This is a genomic window from Streptomyces sp. CB01201 (assembly GCF_002803085.1).
Taxonomy (GTDB): Bacteria; Actinomycetota; Actinomycetes; order Streptomycetales; family Streptomycetaceae; genus Streptomyces; species Streptomyces hundungensis.
In genome coordinates this window covers 75,307-90,538 of sequence record NZ_NNBJ01000004.1, presented here as the reverse complement: position 1 = coordinate 90,538, position 15,232 = coordinate 75,307, and the positions used below count along the sequence as shown (strand labels likewise).

General features: G+C 72.3%; 15 protein-coding genes. 9 read left to right on the top strand and 6 right to left on the bottom strand.

Annotated features, from left to right (window positions below; genetic code table 11):
- Window positions 1-119 precede the first annotated feature (119 nt).
- Window positions 120-701 (top strand): TetR/AcrR family transcriptional regulator, encoded by a 582-nt coding sequence (locus CG740_RS10565; protein WP_100574787.1) that lies wholly within the window; start codon window positions 120-122, stop codon window positions 699-701.
- Here the strand turns inward: CG740_RS10565 and CG740_RS10560 are convergent.
- Both CG740_RS10560 and CG740_RS10555 read right to left on the bottom strand, forming a co-directional pair.
- Window positions 698-1,657 (bottom strand): DeoR/GlpR family DNA-binding transcription regulator, encoded by a 960-nt coding sequence (locus tag CG740_RS10560; protein WP_100574786.1) that lies wholly within the window; start codon window positions 1,655-1,657, stop codon window positions 698-700. The two genes, CG740_RS10565 and CG740_RS10560, sit on opposite strands and share 4 nt — an antisense overlap.
- A 154-nt stretch (window positions 1,658-1,811) precedes the next feature.
- Complete coding sequence (locus CG740_RS10555) at window positions 1,812-3,251, bottom strand: NAD(P)H-quinone dehydrogenase (RefSeq protein WP_100574785.1); 1,440 nt, start codon at window positions 3,249-3,251, stop codon at window positions 1,812-1,814.
- A 223-nt stretch (window positions 3,252-3,474) separates the two neighbouring features.
- Between CG740_RS10555 and CG740_RS10550 the strand changes: the two genes are divergently transcribed.
- The 4 genes from CG740_RS10550 (at window position 3,475) to CG740_RS10535 (ending at window position 8,041) form a co-directional block, all read left to right on the top strand.
- Window positions 3,475-3,912 carry a gamma-glutamylcyclotransferase gene (locus CG740_RS10550; protein ID WP_100575073.1) on the top strand — a complete coding sequence of 146 codons (438 nt, stop codon included), beginning with the start codon at window positions 3,475-3,477 and terminating at the stop codon, window positions 3,910-3,912.
- Between the two features lie 211 nt (window positions 3,913-4,123).
- Window positions 4,124-4,948: a purine-nucleoside phosphorylase gene (locus CG740_RS10545; RefSeq protein WP_100574784.1), complete on the top strand. Its 825-nt coding sequence runs from the start codon at window positions 4,124-4,126 to the stop codon at window positions 4,946-4,948.
- A 35-nt stretch (window positions 4,949-4,983) separates the two neighbouring features.
- Window positions 4,984-6,645 (top strand): phospho-sugar mutase, encoded by a 1,662-nt coding sequence (locus CG740_RS10540; protein ID WP_100574783.1) that lies wholly within the window; start codon window positions 4,984-4,986, stop codon window positions 6,643-6,645.
- A 172-nt stretch (window positions 6,646-6,817) separates the two neighbouring features.
- A complete protein-coding gene (locus CG740_RS10535) occupies window positions 6,818-8,041 on the top strand; it encodes a hypothetical protein (RefSeq protein ID WP_107488361.1) in 1,224 nt (407 codons plus the stop codon).
- A gap of 38 nt (window positions 8,042-8,079) precedes the next feature.
- Here CG740_RS10535 and CG740_RS10530 read toward each other — a convergent pair whose 3' ends face one another.
- The 3 genes from CG740_RS10530 to CG740_RS10520 all read right to left on the bottom strand — a co-directional run bounded on the left by CG740_RS10530 (window position 8,080) and on the right by CG740_RS10520 (window position 10,435).
- Window positions 8,080-8,712: a PH domain-containing protein gene (locus CG740_RS10530; RefSeq protein WP_100574782.1), complete on the bottom strand. Its 633-nt coding sequence runs from the start codon at window positions 8,710-8,712 to the stop codon at window positions 8,080-8,082.
- Between the two features lie 38 nt (window positions 8,713-8,750).
- Entirely contained in the window at window positions 8,751-9,365 is a 615-nt protein-coding gene (locus CG740_RS10525; RefSeq protein ID WP_100574781.1) for a class F sortase, read from the bottom strand.
- A 62-nt stretch (window positions 9,366-9,427) separates the two neighbouring features.
- The gene (locus tag CG740_RS10520) at window positions 9,428-10,435 is read right to left on the bottom strand and encodes a hypothetical protein (RefSeq protein ID WP_100574780.1); all 1,008 of its coding nucleotides are present in this window, start codon (window positions 10,433-10,435) and stop codon (window positions 9,428-9,430) included.
- A 243-nt stretch (window positions 10,436-10,678) separates the two neighbouring features.
- On the opposite strand from CG740_RS10520, the gene deoC reads away from it, so the two are divergent.
- From deoC to CG740_RS10505, 3 genes are read left to right on the top strand one after another with little or no spacing between them, the layout of a single operon-like run.
- On the top strand, window positions 10,679-11,635 hold the full coding sequence (gene deoC / locus CG740_RS10515; RefSeq protein ID WP_100574779.1) for a deoxyribose-phosphate aldolase: 957 nt from the start codon (window positions 10,679-10,681) through the stop codon (window positions 11,633-11,635).
- 11 nt (window positions 11,636-11,646) lie between these two features.
- A complete protein-coding gene (locus CG740_RS10510; RefSeq protein ID WP_100574778.1) occupies window positions 11,647-13,092 on the top strand; it encodes an aldehyde dehydrogenase family protein in 1,446 nt (481 codons plus the stop codon).
- Window positions 13,085-13,978: an aldehyde dehydrogenase family protein gene (locus tag CG740_RS10505; protein ID WP_100574777.1), complete on the top strand. Its 894-nt coding sequence runs from the start codon at window positions 13,085-13,087 to the stop codon at window positions 13,976-13,978. The genes CG740_RS10510 and CG740_RS10505 overlap by 8 nt, the downstream gene beginning before the upstream one ends.
- Window positions 13,979-14,030: 52 nt before the next feature.
- On the opposite strand, the gene CG740_RS10500 is transcribed toward CG740_RS10505, so the two are convergent.
- Window positions 14,031-14,435 (bottom strand): hypothetical protein, encoded by a 405-nt coding sequence (locus tag CG740_RS10500; RefSeq protein WP_100574776.1) that lies wholly within the window; start codon window positions 14,433-14,435, stop codon window positions 14,031-14,033.
- Between the two features lie 65 nt (window positions 14,436-14,500).
- On the opposite strand from CG740_RS10500, the gene CG740_RS10495 reads away from it, so the two are divergent.
- Window positions 14,501-15,196 carry a uridine kinase gene (locus CG740_RS10495; RefSeq protein ID WP_100574775.1) on the top strand — a complete coding sequence of 232 codons (696 nt, stop codon included), beginning with the start codon at window positions 14,501-14,503 and terminating at the stop codon, window positions 15,194-15,196.
- Window positions 15,197-15,232: the final 36 nt, after the last annotated feature.

Genomic DNA, 15,232 nt, shown 5'->3' with positions numbered 1-15,232 from the left:
CCGGGGCCACCCGGTTCCCGCCCGGGGCCACCCGGTTCCCGCCCGGGGCCCCGGAAGCAACCGGACCCGAGTCACGGGCGGGCAGCCTGCCGTCGCGCCCGGGGTGGCATGCTGGGGGCATGGATGGGAAAGCGGGCGCGGAGCGGCCCCGAGCCCTGCGCGCGGACGCGCGACGCAACCACGACCGCCTCCTGGCCACGGCCAGAACCGCCTTCGCGGAGCGCGGCACGGACACCTCACTGGAGGACGTGGCCCGCACCGCAGGCGTGGGCATCGGCACCCTGTACCGGCACTTCCCCACCCGTCAGGCCCTGCTGGGCGCGGTGTTCCAGAGCGAGGTGGACGTACTGCTCGCCCGCTCAAGGGAGTTGCTGGACGCCGAGCAGTCCTGCACCGCACTGATCGAGTGGCTGCGTGCGATCATCACGCACGCGGGCCTGTACCGGGGCCTGGCCCGAGCCCTCATGTCGGCCTCGGGGGACGCGAGTTCGGCCCTGGCCCGGTGCAGCGAGCCGATGCGGGAGGCGGGCGAGGCCCTGCTCGTACGGGCCCGGGAAGCCGGTTCCGTACGGGCCGACGTGACCATCGCCGACCTCCTCCAGCTGACCAACGCCATCGCGCTGGCCGCCGAACAGTCCCCGGAGGACCCGGAGTTGGCCGACCGGCTGCTCGCCCTCACCTATCGGGGCCTGAAGGACTAGCGCCGCCGCAGGTCCGCCACCCGCGCCCGTTCGCCCGGCCCCTGCGGCTCGCCCATCGCCGCCGCGCTGCGCAACTGCGGGCCCGCGCCGGGGGCGTGGGTGCGGCGCTGGCCGGGCAGGGGCATGTCGCGGCGGGGCGGGCGGCCGGGGGCGGGCTCGCCGGCCGGGGCGCCCGTGGCGCCCGCGACGGCGATCTGCACCCCCTGGTCGGCGAGGGCCTGCAACTCGGTTGCGGCACGGTCGTCGTGACCCGGCGGCTCGTCGGTGACCAGGCGCGTGATCACGTCCGTGGGCACCGTCTGGAACATGGTGTCGGTGCCGAGCTTGGTGTGGTCGGCGAGGACCACGACCTCGGCGGCGGCCTGCACCAGGGCGCGGTCCACGCTCGCGGAGAGCATGTTGGACGTGGACAGGCCGCGCTCGGCCGTCAGACCGCTGCCCGACAGGAAGGCGCGGGAGACCCGCAGACCCTGGAGGGACTGCTCGGCCCCGCTGCCCACCAGGGCGTAGTTGGAGCCGCGCAGGGTGCCCCCGGTCATGACGACTTCGACCCGGTTGGCATGGGCCAACGCCTGGGCCACCAGAAGGGAGTTGGTGACCACGGTCAGTCCGGGGATCCGCGCGAGCCGGCGGGCCAGCTCCTGCGTGGTCGTCCCCGCTCCGACGACGATGGCCTCGCCCTCTTCGACGAGACCGGCGGCGAGGTCGGCGATGGCCGTCTTCTCCGCGGTGGCTAGATGGGATTTCTGCGGGAAGCCGGATTCCCGGGTGAAGCCACCCGGCAGCACCGCACCGCCGTGCCGGCGGTCGAGGAGTCCTTCGGCCTCCAGGGCCCGCACGTCCCGCCGTACGGTCACTTCGGAGGTCTGGACGACACGGGCGAGCTCACGGAGCGAAACCGCCCCGTTGGCGCGCACCATTTCGAGGATCAATTGGCGACGTTCTGCAGCGAACACGAAACTGACAGTAACTTGGGCGGCCGAATGTTTTCAGCAGTTTGCGCCGAATAACAGAAGGTGCACTCAAAGGGGGTCGTCGAGTGGTATATGCCTGGCCGTAACCTCCAGGACACCGTGCCCCACGCGCCAACCCCCCGCCCCACCAGGGGAGTTACGCCTCTCCGGCCTTCTTGCGGGTGTGCAGCTGACGGGCCACTTCGGCGATCGAGCCCGACAGCGACGGGTACACGGTGAACGCATTCGCGATCTGCTCCACCGTCAGATTGTTGTCGACGGCGATCGAGATCGGATGGATCAGTTCACTGGCGCGCGGTGCGACGACACAGCCGCCCACGATGATGCCGGTGCCCGGACGGCAGAAGATCTTGACGAAGCCGTCCCGGATGCCCTGCATCTTGGCGCGCGGGTTGCGCAGCAGCGGGAGCTTCACCACCCGGGCGTCGATCTTGCCCGCGTCCACGTCGGCCTGGGTGTAGCCGACGGTGGCGATCTCGGGGTCGGTGAAGACGTTGGAGGAGACCGTCTTCAGGTTCAGCGGGGCCACCGCGTCACCGAGGAAGTGGTACATCGCGATGCGGCCCTGCATGGCGGCGACCGAGGCGAGCGCGAAGATGCCGGTCACGTCTCCGGCCGCGTACACGCCGGGGGCGGAGGTGCGCGAGACCTTGTCGGTCCAGATGTGGCCGGAGTCCTTGAGGCGTACGCCCGACTCCTCAAGACCCATGTTGGCGGTGTTGGGGATCGCGCCGACGGCCATCAGGCAGTGGCTGCCGCTGATGACCCGGCCGTCGGAGAGGGTGACCTCGACGCGGTCGCCGACGCGCTTGGCGGACTCGGCGCGCGAGCGGGCCATGACGTTCATGCCGCGGCGGCGGAACACGTCCTCCAGGACGGCGGCCGCGTCCGGGTCCTCGCCGGGCAGCACGCGGTCGCGGGACGAGACGAGGGTGACCTTGGAGCCGAGCGCCTGGTAGGCGCCCGCGAACTCGGCGCCGGTGACGCCGGAGCCGACCACGATGAGTTCCTCGGGCAGCTCGTCCAGGTCGTACACCTGCGTCCAGTTGAGGATGCGCTCGCCGTCGGGCTGCGCGTCGGGCAGCTCGCGCGGGCTGCCGCCGGTGGCGATCAGCACGGCCTCGGCGGTGAGCATCTCCTCGGTGCCGTCGGCGGCCGTCACGATCACGTCGCGGGTGCCGTCGATGCCCTGGGGCCCGGCGAGCCGGCCGCGGCCGCGCATGACGCGGGCGCCCGCCCGGGTCACGGAGGCGGTGATGTCGTGGGACTGGGCGAGCGCGAGGCGCTTGACGCGTCGGTTGACCTTGCCGAGGTCCACGCCGACGACGCGCGCCGCCTGCTCCTCGGGGGGCGTGTCGTCGGCGACGAGGATGCCCAACTCCTCGTACGAAGAGTCGAAGGTGGTCATCACCTCGGCCGTCGCAATCAGGGTCTTCGACGGCACGCAGTCGGTGAGCACCGACGCCCCGCCCAGACCGTCGCAGTCCACGACGGTCACCTCCGCGCCGAGCTGGGCGCCCACCAGGGCCGCCTCGTATCCGCCCGGTCCGCCACCGATGATCACGATCCGCGTCACGAAAAAGTCCGCCTCGTAGTGTCGATCCCGGCCTGCCTGCCCGCCCGGCCGGGGGTCCGGGGCGGGGCCCCGGGGGAACGCAGTACGTACTTCATTGTCCCGCACGCTTCAAGTGTCTTCGCCCCGGGGGCGCCATTCGGCCGCTTGGCGGGATACGGAGGGGGCCCGGCGGTGGCGGGCGGCGCGAACTGCCCCGGTGGGCCACTGTCGTACCCTCGACACCATGTCGCTCTACGCCGCGTACGCCGGCAACCTGGATCCGCGGCTGATGACCCGCCGCGCCCCGCACTCTCCGCTGCGCGGCACCGGCTGGCTCAACGGCTGGCGCCTGACGTTCGGCGGGGAGCAGATGGGCTGGGAAGGCGCCCTCGCGACGATCGTCGAGGCACCCCGCTCGCAGGTCTTCGTCGCCCTCTACGACATCGCGCCGCTCGACGAGGAGTCGATGGACCGGTGGGAGGGGGTCGGGCTCGACATCTACCGCCGGATGCGGGTGCGGGTGCACACGCTGGACGGCGAGGAGGCGGCCTGGCTCTACGTCCTGAACGGGTACGAGGGCGGTCTGCCCTCGGCCCGTTACCTGGGCGAGCTGGCCGACGCGGCGGAGTCCGCGGGCGCCCCGCACGACTACGTGATGGAGCTGCGCAAGCGCCCCTGCTGACCCCTCTCGCAGGTCAGCGACGGCCCGCGGCCGGGCTTTCGTACGAAGCCACAAACGGATCCGGCAGGTCCGTTATCCTGCACATCTACGCGCGTAGGACTTCAGCGGTTACGCTCATGCGCGTACATCTTCTTTACCGGGGGAAAACCCCCCGGACCCGGCCGGACAGTCACCGGGCGGGACGACGTTCCTTCGCGAGGCGAGAGACTCAGTGAACGCATCTGCCACCCCGGACCTGCTCCAGGACGACCCCTACGCTGCCGCCGACGCCGCCGCCGCGCGCCTGCGCGAGCTCACCGGCGCCGAGACCCACGACGTCGCCCTGGTGATGGGCTCCGGCTGGGCGCCGGCCGTCGACGCCCTCGGCGCCCCCGAGGCCGAGTTCCCCGTGACCGAGCTGCCGGGCTTCCCCGCGCCGGCCGTCCAGGGCCACGGCGGCAAGATCCGCTCGTACAAGATCGGTGACAAGCGCGTCCTGGTCTTCCTCGGCCGCACCCACTTCTACGAGGGCCGCGGTGTCGCCTCCGTCTCGCACGGCGTGCGCACCGCCGTCGCCGCGGGCTGCAAGACCGTCGTCCTGACCAACGGCTGCGGCGGTCTGCGCGAGGGCATGCGCCCGGGCCAGCCGGTCCTGATCAGCGACCACATCAACCTGACGGCCACCTCGCCGATCATCGGCGCCAACTTCGTGGACCTGACCGACCTGTACTCGCCGCGCCTGCGCGCGCTGTGCAAGGAGGTCGACGCGTCGCTGGAGGAGGGCGTGTACGTCCAGTTCCCCGGCCCGCACTACGAGACCCCGGCCGAGATCAACATGGTCCGCGTGCTCGGCGGCGACCTGGTCGGCATGTCGACCGTGCTGGAAGCCATCGCCGCCCGCGAGGCCGGTGCCGAGGTCCTCGGGATCTCGCTGGTCACCAACCTCGCCGCCGGCCTGACCGGCGAGCCGCTCAACCACGAAGAGGTGCTCCAGGCGGGCCGCGACTCGGCGGCGCGCATGGGCGAGCTGCTCACCCGGGTACTCGACCGCATCTGATCCCTTCCCGTCCCTTCTCGCGAAAGGCTGACAACGTGACGCAGGACCTGATCGCGCGGGCCGAGGCCTGGCTGGCCGAGGACCCCGACAGTGAGACCCGCGAAGAGCTGGCCAAGCTCATCGAGAGTTCGGCGGACGCCGAGCACGCGGCGGAGCTGGCCGCGCGGTTCAGCGGCACGCTGCAGTTCGGCACCGCCGGGCTGCGCGGCGAGCTGGGCGCCGGGCCGATGCGGATGAACCGTTCGGTCGTCATCCGGGCCGCCGCCGGGCTCGCCGCGTACCTGAAGGCGAAGGGCCAGGGCGACGGGCTCGTCGTCATCGGCTACGACGCCCGCTACAAGTCCGCGGACTTCGCGCGGGACACGGCGGCCGTCATGGTCGGTGCCGGGCTGAGGGCCACGGTCCTCCCCCGGCCGCTGCCGACGCCCGTACTCGCCTACGCCATAAGGCACTTGGGCGCCGTCGCGGGCGTCGAGGTGACGGCCAGTCACAACCCGCCGCGGGACAACGGCTACAAGGTCTACCTCGGCGACGGCTCGCAGATCGTGCCGCCGTCGGACGCGGAGATCGCCGCCGAGATCGACGCGGTCGCCTCGCTGCACGACGTGCCGCGGCCCGAGAGCGGCTGGGAGGTGCTCGGCGAGGAGGTCCTGGACGCCTATCTGGCGCGTACGGACGCGGTCCTGACCGAGGGCTCGCCCCGTACCGCGAACGTCGTCTACACGGCGATGCACGGCGTCGGCAAGGACGTGCTGCTCGCCGCGTTCGCGCGGGCCGGGTTCCCCGAGCCGGTGCTGGTGGCCGAACAGGCCGAGCCCGACCCGGCGTTCCCGACGGTCGCCTTCCCCAACCCGGAGGAGCCGGGCGCGATGGACCTGGCGTTCGCCACGGCCCGCCGCAGCGAGAGCCGGGACGGCGGGGTGGATCTCGTGCTCGCCAACGACCCGGACGCCGACCGCTGCGCGGCCGCGGTCAAGGGCCGCGACGGCGAGTGGCGGATGCTGCGCGGCGACGAGGTCGGCGCGCTGCTCGCCGCCCACCTGGTCACCAAGGGCGTGACCGGCGTGTTCGCCGAGTCGATCGTGTCGTCCTCGCTGCTCGGCCGCATCGCCGAGGCGGCGGGGCTCGGCTACGAGGAGACGCTCACCGGGTTCAAGTGGATCGCCCGCGTGGACGGTCTGCGCTACGGCTACGAGGAGGCGCTCGGCTACTGCGTCGACCCCGAGGGCGTGCGCGACAAGGACGGCATCACGGCCGCCCTGGTCTTCGCCGAACTCGCCTCCGTCCTGAAGGAGCAGGGCCGCACGGTCCTGGACCTGCTGGACGAGCTGGCGCTCGCGCACGGCCTGCACGCCACCGACCAGCTGTCGGTCCGCGTGGAGGACCTGACGGTGATCTCGGACGCGATGGCCCGGCTGCGCGAGCAGCCGCCGACCGCGCTCGCCGGCCTCGCCGTCACCAAGGCGGAGGACCTCACGGAGGGCACCGAGCAGCTGCCGCCCACCGACGGTCTGCGCTACTACCTGGAGGGCGCCCGGGTGATCGTGCGCCCCAGCGGCACCGAGCCCAAGCTCAAGTGCTACCTGGAGGTCGTCGTGCCGGTCGGCTCCGCCGACGAGCTGGAAGCGGCCCGCGCCAAGGGCGCCGAGCTGCTCGCCGGGATCAAGAAGGACCTCGCGGCGGCCGCCGGTATCTGACGGCCGGTCAACAGGGTGGAACAGCCGGGGCGGTGGTCAAGGGACCACCGCCCCGGTCCTGCTTTCGGGTGATTTCGTACGGCAGTTGACGCAGCGGTGCCGCATCCGGCGGGGGCGGGCGAGAAAGGGTGACCCGTACTCTTCGCCGCGTCCGAGCCAAGGAGCTGTCGCAGTGCCCCCGACCGCGCCGCCCCCAACGACGACCACGGTCCGCCCCAGACCCGTCCCCGCCGCCCGCCGCCATCCGGCCCCGCACGGCACCGGCGGGCGCTCCCCGGCCCGGGAGCGGGCGCGCACCGCGCTCGCGTACGCCGGGCCCGCACTGCTCGGCTATCTCGCCGTCCGCCTCTTCGGCACCCTCGTCCTCGCCAAGTGGGCGCACGTACAGCACCGCGGCCTGTGGCCGGTGCTCGCCAAGTCCTGGGACTCCAACTGGTACCTCGACATCGCCGACCACGGCTATGAACACGCCCTGCACGCAGGCGAGTTGAACGATCTCGCCTTCTTCCCGCTGTATCCGGTCCTGGTGAAGGCGGTCGCCGCCGTCACACCGGGCTCGCGGGCCAGCGTCGCGCTCGTGCTCGCGGTCGGGTTCTCGCTGGTCGCCGCGTGCGGGGTGTTCGCGGTGGGCGACCGGCTGCACGGACGGCGCACGGGCACCTGGCTCACGGTGTTGTGGGCCGCGCTGCCGGTCGGGGTGGTCCAGTGGATGGGCTACACCGAGTCCCTGTTCACGGCGCTCACGGCATGGGCGCTGTACTGCGCGCTGAACCGGCGCTGGCTCTGGGCGGGCTCCCTCGCGGCGCTCGCCGGGCTGACCCGTCCCACCGGCATCGCGATCGCCGCCGCGGTCTCGCTCGCGGCCCTCGCCGCCCTGGTGCGCGGCCGCCGCTGGGAGTGGCGGCCGGTGGCGGGCGGTCTGCTGGCGCCGGTCGGCTGGTGCGCGTACGTGGCCTGGGTGGGGGTGCGGATCGGCCGCTGGGACGGCTACTTCGCGGTGCAGAAGGTGTGGGACAACCAGTGGGACGGCGGCATCGGCACCCTGCGCGACATGCGCGCCCTGCTGGTGTACGCGAACCGGCCGCCCCTGTTCCTGGTGCTGGTCACCGCGGTCCTGATCGCGGCCGGCGCGCTGTACCTGCTCTCGCTCGCCGACCGCCAGCCGCTGGTGCTCCTGGTGTTCACGGGCGCCCTGCTGGTCGTCGTGCTCGGCAGCGGCGGCGTCTACTTCCCGCGCGCCCGCTTCCTGGTCCCGGGCTTTCCGCTGCTGCTCCCGGTCGCGCTCATGCTCGCGCGGGCCCGCCGCACGGTGACCGCCCTGGTGCTCGGCGCGGCCACCCTGTCCTCGGCCTGGCTCGGCGCGTACATGCTCCTGGTGTGGAACGGCCCGCCGTGAGCGGGCCGGGCGTTCCCGTACGGCCCGGGTGCGGGGTCTCAGCCGATGATGAGCAGGACGACGAACAGGACCGCACCGGCGGCCGCAGGCGCGATGATCTCGTACGCCCAGCGGATGCTCACCGGCCCCTGCGCGCCCTCGCGGGCGGCGTTCTCCTCGGCCAGGTCGCGCAGGTCCCGGATGGACTGGTCGGTGGGTGCCATCCGCGCCCGGTCGGCGACGTCGGCCGGGACCGACGCCTGCGGCTGTCCGCCGACGGCCGCGTCGCGCGCCCGGCGGCGGGCGGCCTGCTTGCGCCGGCGCAGCGAGACGGGGATGGACCACAGCTGGTACTTGGCGCCCGACTGGTCGAAGACCTCGCTGGAGTACCCGGCCCGTACGTCCGCGACCGAGGCCCACGGCAGCGTGATCGTGCGGAACGGGTTGCGCACGAGCATCCGGTCGGCGCTCGCGAGCACCACCGGGCGGAAACTGAACGCGACGATCAGCGGCACCACCCACAGCAGTACGGCCAGCGAGAGCCAGGGCGCGTTGCCGCTGCCCTGGACCACGGCGTCGACGCCGAGCCACAGGGCGAGCGCGAGGAGCAGCGCCCCGCCGGCGATACCGGGGGCTGAGCGGTAGGTCCGGTCGGCGTAGGCCGGCTCGGCGGGCGGCGTGGGGCTCGTCATGGCCCGATTCTGCCTCACGCCCCCGGGGCGGGTTCAGCTCAGGCCACCAGATCCGCGTACAGGATGATGTTGTCCGGGCGGTGGCCGCCGGTGAGCTCGCCGCCGCAGGTCACGATCCGCAGCTCGGGGCGGTCGGTGTCGCCGTACACCTTCTGGGTCGGGAAGGTCTTCTTGTCGACCTGCTCCAGCGCCCTGACCTCGAACTCGACGGTCCTGCCGTCGGCCCGGGTGACCGAGACGGTGTCGCCGACCCTGACCTGGGAGACGTTCCGCAGGACCGCGGGTCCCTTCACGGTGTCGAAGTGTCCGATGAGGACGGCCGGCCCCTTCTGGCCGGGCGTGACGCCCTTGTCGTACCAACCGATGCGCTCGGCGTCGGCGACGGAGGGGACCTCGACGGTGCCGTCGGCGGCGAGCCCCAGATCCAGGATCGGGCTCGCGTCGACCCCGGCCGACGGGATCCGCACCCGTACCGGCTTGGAGGCAGGCAGGGCGACGGCGGCCCTGGTGGCCGCGGGGGCGCTGGAGGCGGCGGAGACGCTGGGGGGCGGGGTGGGCTTCGGGGTGGCGGAGCCGCACCCGGCGGCGGTGACCGCGACGGCGAGGACGAGCAGGGCGGCGGCGGCCGAACGGGCGGCGCGGATGCGGGACATGGGGTGCTCCGGTCAGGGCGGGAGAGCGGCGGGCCGCCCGGGAGGGAGGCCCGCCGGGGCGATCAGATACGGGCGGCCGAGCGCCGCCGCACCACGACGAACCCGAGGCCACCGGCCGCGGCGACGGCCGCGCCGCCCGCGATCAGCGCGCCCTTGTCGGTGCCGCCCTGCTTGAACTCGGCACCGGCCGCGACCGCGCCCTTGGGTACGACGGTGGTCTGGGCGGCGGACTGGGCGGTGGGGTTGACGGGCTTGGCGGCCGAAGCGCCTTCGAGGACGCACCCCTTGGGGAGCTTGGGGAAGGAGTGGTAGCTGTAGGGGAGGGTCCACCCACCCTGCGTCTTGTACTTCAGCTTCGGGGCGGCGCTGTACGGGTTCAGGATCTCGGCGTAGATGCCGGCCGACTCGGGGAGCTTGGGACGCTGACGGTCGAGCTTGCCCAGGCGCGGGGCCGGGGTGCCGTCGGCGTCCGCGAACGTGACCGAGGGCCCCTTGGTGCCCATCGTCAGGATGGCGTCCGTGCCCGCCCCGATGCCCTTGGTCACGGAGACCGTGCAGCCCTTGGTGGTCGTGCCGCCCGGCTGCCCGCTGGGCTTGGCCGACGGCGTACCCGTCGGCTTGGCCGCGGTGCCCTTGGGCAGTGCGTACGTCTTCACGGCGCCGTCCGGCGCGGTCACCCGCAGGACGGGCGTGGCAGTGTCGGCCTTGAGCAGCTGCGCCTTGAGGCCGGGGACGTATTCCTTCGCCGTGTCGCTGGGCGTCTGACGGCTCACCGTGGCGATCACCCTGACCGCCCAGACGTCGCCCGGCTTCCAGTTCGGGCCGACCGCGCGCAGCCAGGCCTCGGGGCCCTCGGAACCGTTGCGGAGCACGGCGATCACACCGTGTCCGGCGTCCTTGTAGACGAGCACCTTCTGGCCGTCGTAGCGGTCGGCGGCCGGCTGGGCGGCGGCCGGGGCGGAGGCGGCGGTGGAGGTCGCCGCGAACGCGGCGGCCGGGGTGAGGAGGGCTCCGGCGAGGGCGGCGACGGTGATCGCGGCGCGGAGCGGGGTGCGGGTGTAGGTCGACATGAACGACTCCGTGGAACAGGGCGGCCGGTGGGCCGGAGAGGATGAGGTGGAGGTCGCATGCCGCCTCCTCTGCCGGGTGGGGCCGTTGAGGCTGGGCGGTGGCTGCAAGAAGAAATCTATGGATCACCTGTACGAGAAGCGTCCATTCCATGTCACAGCGGTGTGACAGACCTCACCGACCGCCACCTGCACTCCGGGGGCTGTACAGGCAGCTACGCGCGTAGATATGCTCATCTGGTGACCATGCCCACCAATGCACCAGCAGCTGCCTTCGCCGACGCGACCGCGTCCGACGGCGCGCTGCGCCGCTTCCTCCACGGGCTCCCCGGCATCGACCCGGTGGGCCTGGAAGCGCGCGCCGCGTCCCTCGGCACCCGCTCGATCAAGACCTCGGCCAAGGTGTACGCCATCGACCTGGCCATTTCGATGATCGACCTGACGACCCTGGAAGGCGCGGACACTCCGGGCAAGGTCCGGGCGCTCGCAGCGAAGGCCGTCCACCCCGACCCGACCGACCGCACCACCCCGCACACCGCCGCCGTCTGCGTCTACCCGGACATGGTGGCGACCGCGAAGGAGGTGCTGAAGGGCTCGGACGTCAAGGTCGCGTCCGTCGCCACCGCCTTCCCGGCGGGCCGCGCGGCGCTGCCGGTGAAGCTCGCGGACGTGCGGGACGCGATCGCGGCCGGTGCCGACGAGATCGACATGGTGATCGACCGGGGCGCGTTCCTGGCCGGGCACTACCTGAAGGTGTACGAGGAGATCGCGGCCGTCCGCGCCGAGTGCGGTGAACAGGCCCGCCTCAAGGTCATCTTCGAGACCGGCGAACTGTCGACCTACGACAACATCCGCCGCGCCAGCTGGCTCGGCATGATGGCCGGCGCCGACTTCATCAAGACCTCCACGGGCAAGGTCGCGGTCAACGCCACCCCCGCCAACACCCTCGTACTGCTCGAAGCCGTACGGGACTTCCGCGCGGCGACCGGGACCCAGGTCGGCGTGAAGCCGGCCGGCGGCATCCGCAACACCAAGGAAGCCATCAAGTTCCTGGTCCTGGTCAACGAGACCGTGGGCGCGGACTGGCTGGACAACCACTGGTTCCGCTTCGGCGCCTCCTCGCTGCTCAACGACCTGCTGATGCAGCGTCAGAAGCTGGCGACCGGCCGCTACTCCGGCCCCGACTACGTGACGGTGGACTGATCACCATGGCAATGGAAAACAAGACGGCCGCGTTCGAGTACGCGCCCGCGCCCGAGTCCCGCTCGGTCGTCGACATCGCGCCGTCCTACGGCCTGTTCATCGACGGCGAGTTCACCGAGGCCGCCGACGGCAAGGTCTTCAAGACCGTCTCGCCGTCCACCGAGGAAGTCCTGTCCGAGGTCGCCCGAGCGGGCGCCGAGGACGTGGACCGCGCCGTGAAGGCCGCGCGCAAGGCGTTCGAGAAGTGGTCGGCGCTGCCCGGCTCCGAGCGCGCCAAGTACCTGTTCCGCATCGCCCGGATCATCCAGGAGCGCAGCCGCGAGCTGGCCGTCCTGGAGACCCTGGACAACGGAAAGCCGATCAAGGAGACCCGCGACGCGGACCTCCCCCTGGTCGCCGCGCACTTCTTCTACTACGCGGGCTGGGCCGACAAGCTGGACCACGCAGGGTTCGGCGCCAACCCGCGTCCGCTGGGCGTCGCGGGCCAGGTCATCCCGTGGAACTTCCCGCTCCTGATGCTGGCCTGGAAGATCGCCCCGGCGCTCGCCACCGGCAACACGGTCGTCCTGAAGCCCGCCGAGACCACGCCCCTCTCGGCGCTGTTCTTCGCGGACATCTGCCGCCAGGCGGGCCTGCCCAAGGGCGTCGTCAACATCCTTACGGGATACGGCGACGCGGGCCAGGCCCTGGTCGAGCACCCCGACATCAACAAGGTCGCCTTCACCGGCTCGACCGCCGTCGGCAAGGCGATCGCCCGCTCGGTGGCCGGCACCGACAAGAAGGTCACCCTGGAGCTGGGCGGCAAGGGCGCCAACATCGTCTTCGACGACGCCCCCATCGACCAGGCCGTCGAGGGCATCGTCACCGGCATCTTCTTCAACCAGGGCCAGGTCTGCTGCGCGGGCTCGCGCCTCCTCGTCCAGGAGTCGATCCAGGACGAGCTGCTCGACTCGCTCAAGCGCCGCCTCTCCACGCTGCGCCTGGGCGACCCGCTGGACAAGAACACCGACATCGGCGCCATCAACTCGGCCGAGCAGCTGGCCCGCATCACCGCGCTCACCGAGACCGGCGAGGCGGAGGGCGCCGAGCGCTGGTCCGCCCCGTGCGAACTGCCCTCCGCGGGTTACTGGTTCGCTCCGACGCTCTTCACGAACGTCACCCAGGCGCACACCATCGCCCGCGACGAGATCTTCGGCCCGGTCCTGTCCGTGCTGAGCTTCCGCACCCCGGACGAGGCCGTCGCCAAGGCCAACAACAGCCAGTACGGCCTGTCCGCCGGCATCTGGACGGAGAAGGGCTCGCGCATCCTCGCGGTCGCGAACAAGCTCCGCGCCGGTGTCGTCTGGGCCAACACGTTCAACAAGTTCGACCCGACCTCGCCGTTCGGCGGCTACAAGGAGTCGGGCTTCGGCCGCGAGGGCGGCCGGCACGGCCTGGAGGGCTACCTCGATGTCTGAGACTCCGACGCGTCTGAGTGTCTTCAAGACCTACAAGCTGTACGTGGGCGGGAAGTTCCCGCGTTCCGAGAGCGGCCGGGTGTACGAAGTGGTCGACAGCAAGGGCAAGTGGCTGGCCAACGCGCCCCTCTCCTCCCGCAAGGACGCGCGGGACGCGGTCGTCGCGGCCCGCAAGGCGTTCGGCGGCTGGGCGGGCGCGACCGCGTACAACCGCGGCCAGATCCTCTACCGCATCGCCGAGATGCTGGAGGGCCGCAGGGACCAGTTCGTCCGCGAAGTCGGCGAGGCCGAGGGCCTGTCGAAGTCCAAGGCCGGCGCGGTCGTGGACGCGGCGATCGACCGCTGGGTCTGGTACGCGGGCTGGACCGACAAGATCGCCCAGGTGGTGGGCGGGGCGAACCCGGTCGCGGGCCCGTTCTTCAACCTCTCCACCCCCGAGCCGACCGGTGTCGTCACGGTCCTGGCCCCCCAGGACTCGTCGTTCCTCGGCCTGGTCTCGGTCCTCGCGCCGGTCATCGCGACCGGCAACACGGCGATCGTCGTCGCCTCCGAGAAGGCGCCGCTCCCGGCGCTCTCGCTCGGCGAGGTGCTGGCCACCTCCGACCTGCCCGGCGGCGTCGTCAACGTCCTGTCCGGGAAGACGGCCGAGATCGCCGCGCCGCTCGCCGCCCACCAGGACGTCAACGCGATCGATCTGACGGGTGCGGACGCCGAGTTGGCGCGCGAGCTGGAGATCGCGGCGGCGGACAACCTCAAGCGCGTGCTGCGCGCCAAGGCCGTGGACTTCACCGCGGACCCGGGCACCGAGCGCCTCACCGCGTTCCTGGAGACCAAGACGGTCTGGCACCCCACGGGTTCGCTGGGCGCCTCCGGTTCGGCGTACTGAGCCGTGCGAGGGGCCCCCGCCGACGTGCCAGCGGGGGCCCTTCGCGCATCCCTCAGTGGGACAGCAGCCCGGCGACCTGGCCCGCGAGCGGCAGGTCCTTGAGGGCCGAGCCACTGGTCAGGACACCGGTGGCGGCCGTCGTCGACACCGGCTTGAAGTCGGCGATCTGGGTGCCCACTCCGTTGGTCAGCGGGTCGACACCGGTGTTGGCCAGCGGGTCGAGCCGCAGCCCCATCGCCGGGCCGACGGCGTGACCGACCGAGCCGGTCAGCGCGTGCGCGGCCGCCGTCAGGTCGGTGGTCGACGCGCTCTGGCCGGCCGCGGGGACCGGGGCGGCCTGGGCGGCGGAGCCCCCGCCCACCAGGGCGGCACCGGCCGCGGTGACGGTGAGCCCGGCGCTCAGCAGCGCCCGGTGACGCCGGCTTCTGGCGGGCCTGGGGGCCTCGTGTTGTCCCATGGGATCCCACTCACTCTCGTCCGAAGGCGTGTAATCGCGCGATCGCGAAGCGTAGTTGAGATGTGATGCTGGATACCAACGGCCTCCCCGGGGGGTCCCACGCACGGGTGCATGGCTCACACTGGTGTCCCGTGAGCTCTTCTGCCATTCCGACGCGCGTCGTCCTGCTTTCGGGGCCCTCCGGCTCCGGCAAGTCGTCCCTCGCCGCCCGCACGGACCTGCCCGTGCTGCGCCTCGACGACTTCTACAAGGAGGGTGACGACCCGACCCTGCCGGTGGTGGCCGGCAGTACGGACATCGACTGGGACTCCCCGCGGTCCTGGGACGCGGACGCGGCGGTCGCCGCCATCGTCGAGCTGTGCCGGACCGGACGTACCGCGGTGCCGGTCTACTCGATCGCGACGAGTTCCATCACGGGCAGCTCCGCGTTCGGCATCGACCGCACCCCGCTGTTCATCGCGGAGGGCATCTTCGCCGCCGACATCGTGGCCCGGTGCCAGGAACTCGGCGTGCTCGCGGACGCGATCTGTCTGCGCGGCCGCCCCTCGACGACGTTCCGGCGCAGGCTGCTGCGCGATCTGAAGGAGGGCCGCAAGTCGGTGGCGTTCCTGCTGCGCCGCGGCTGGCGCCTGATGCTCGCCGAGCGCGCGATCGTCACCCGCCAGGCGGCGCTCGGCGCGCACCCCTGCGGCAAGGACGAGGCGCTGGGCCGCATCGCGAACGCGGCGGCGGGACGCTGCCGCACGGTGGCCGCCGCCTGAGGTGCGCACACAATGAAGCGGCGGGGCCGATGGCCC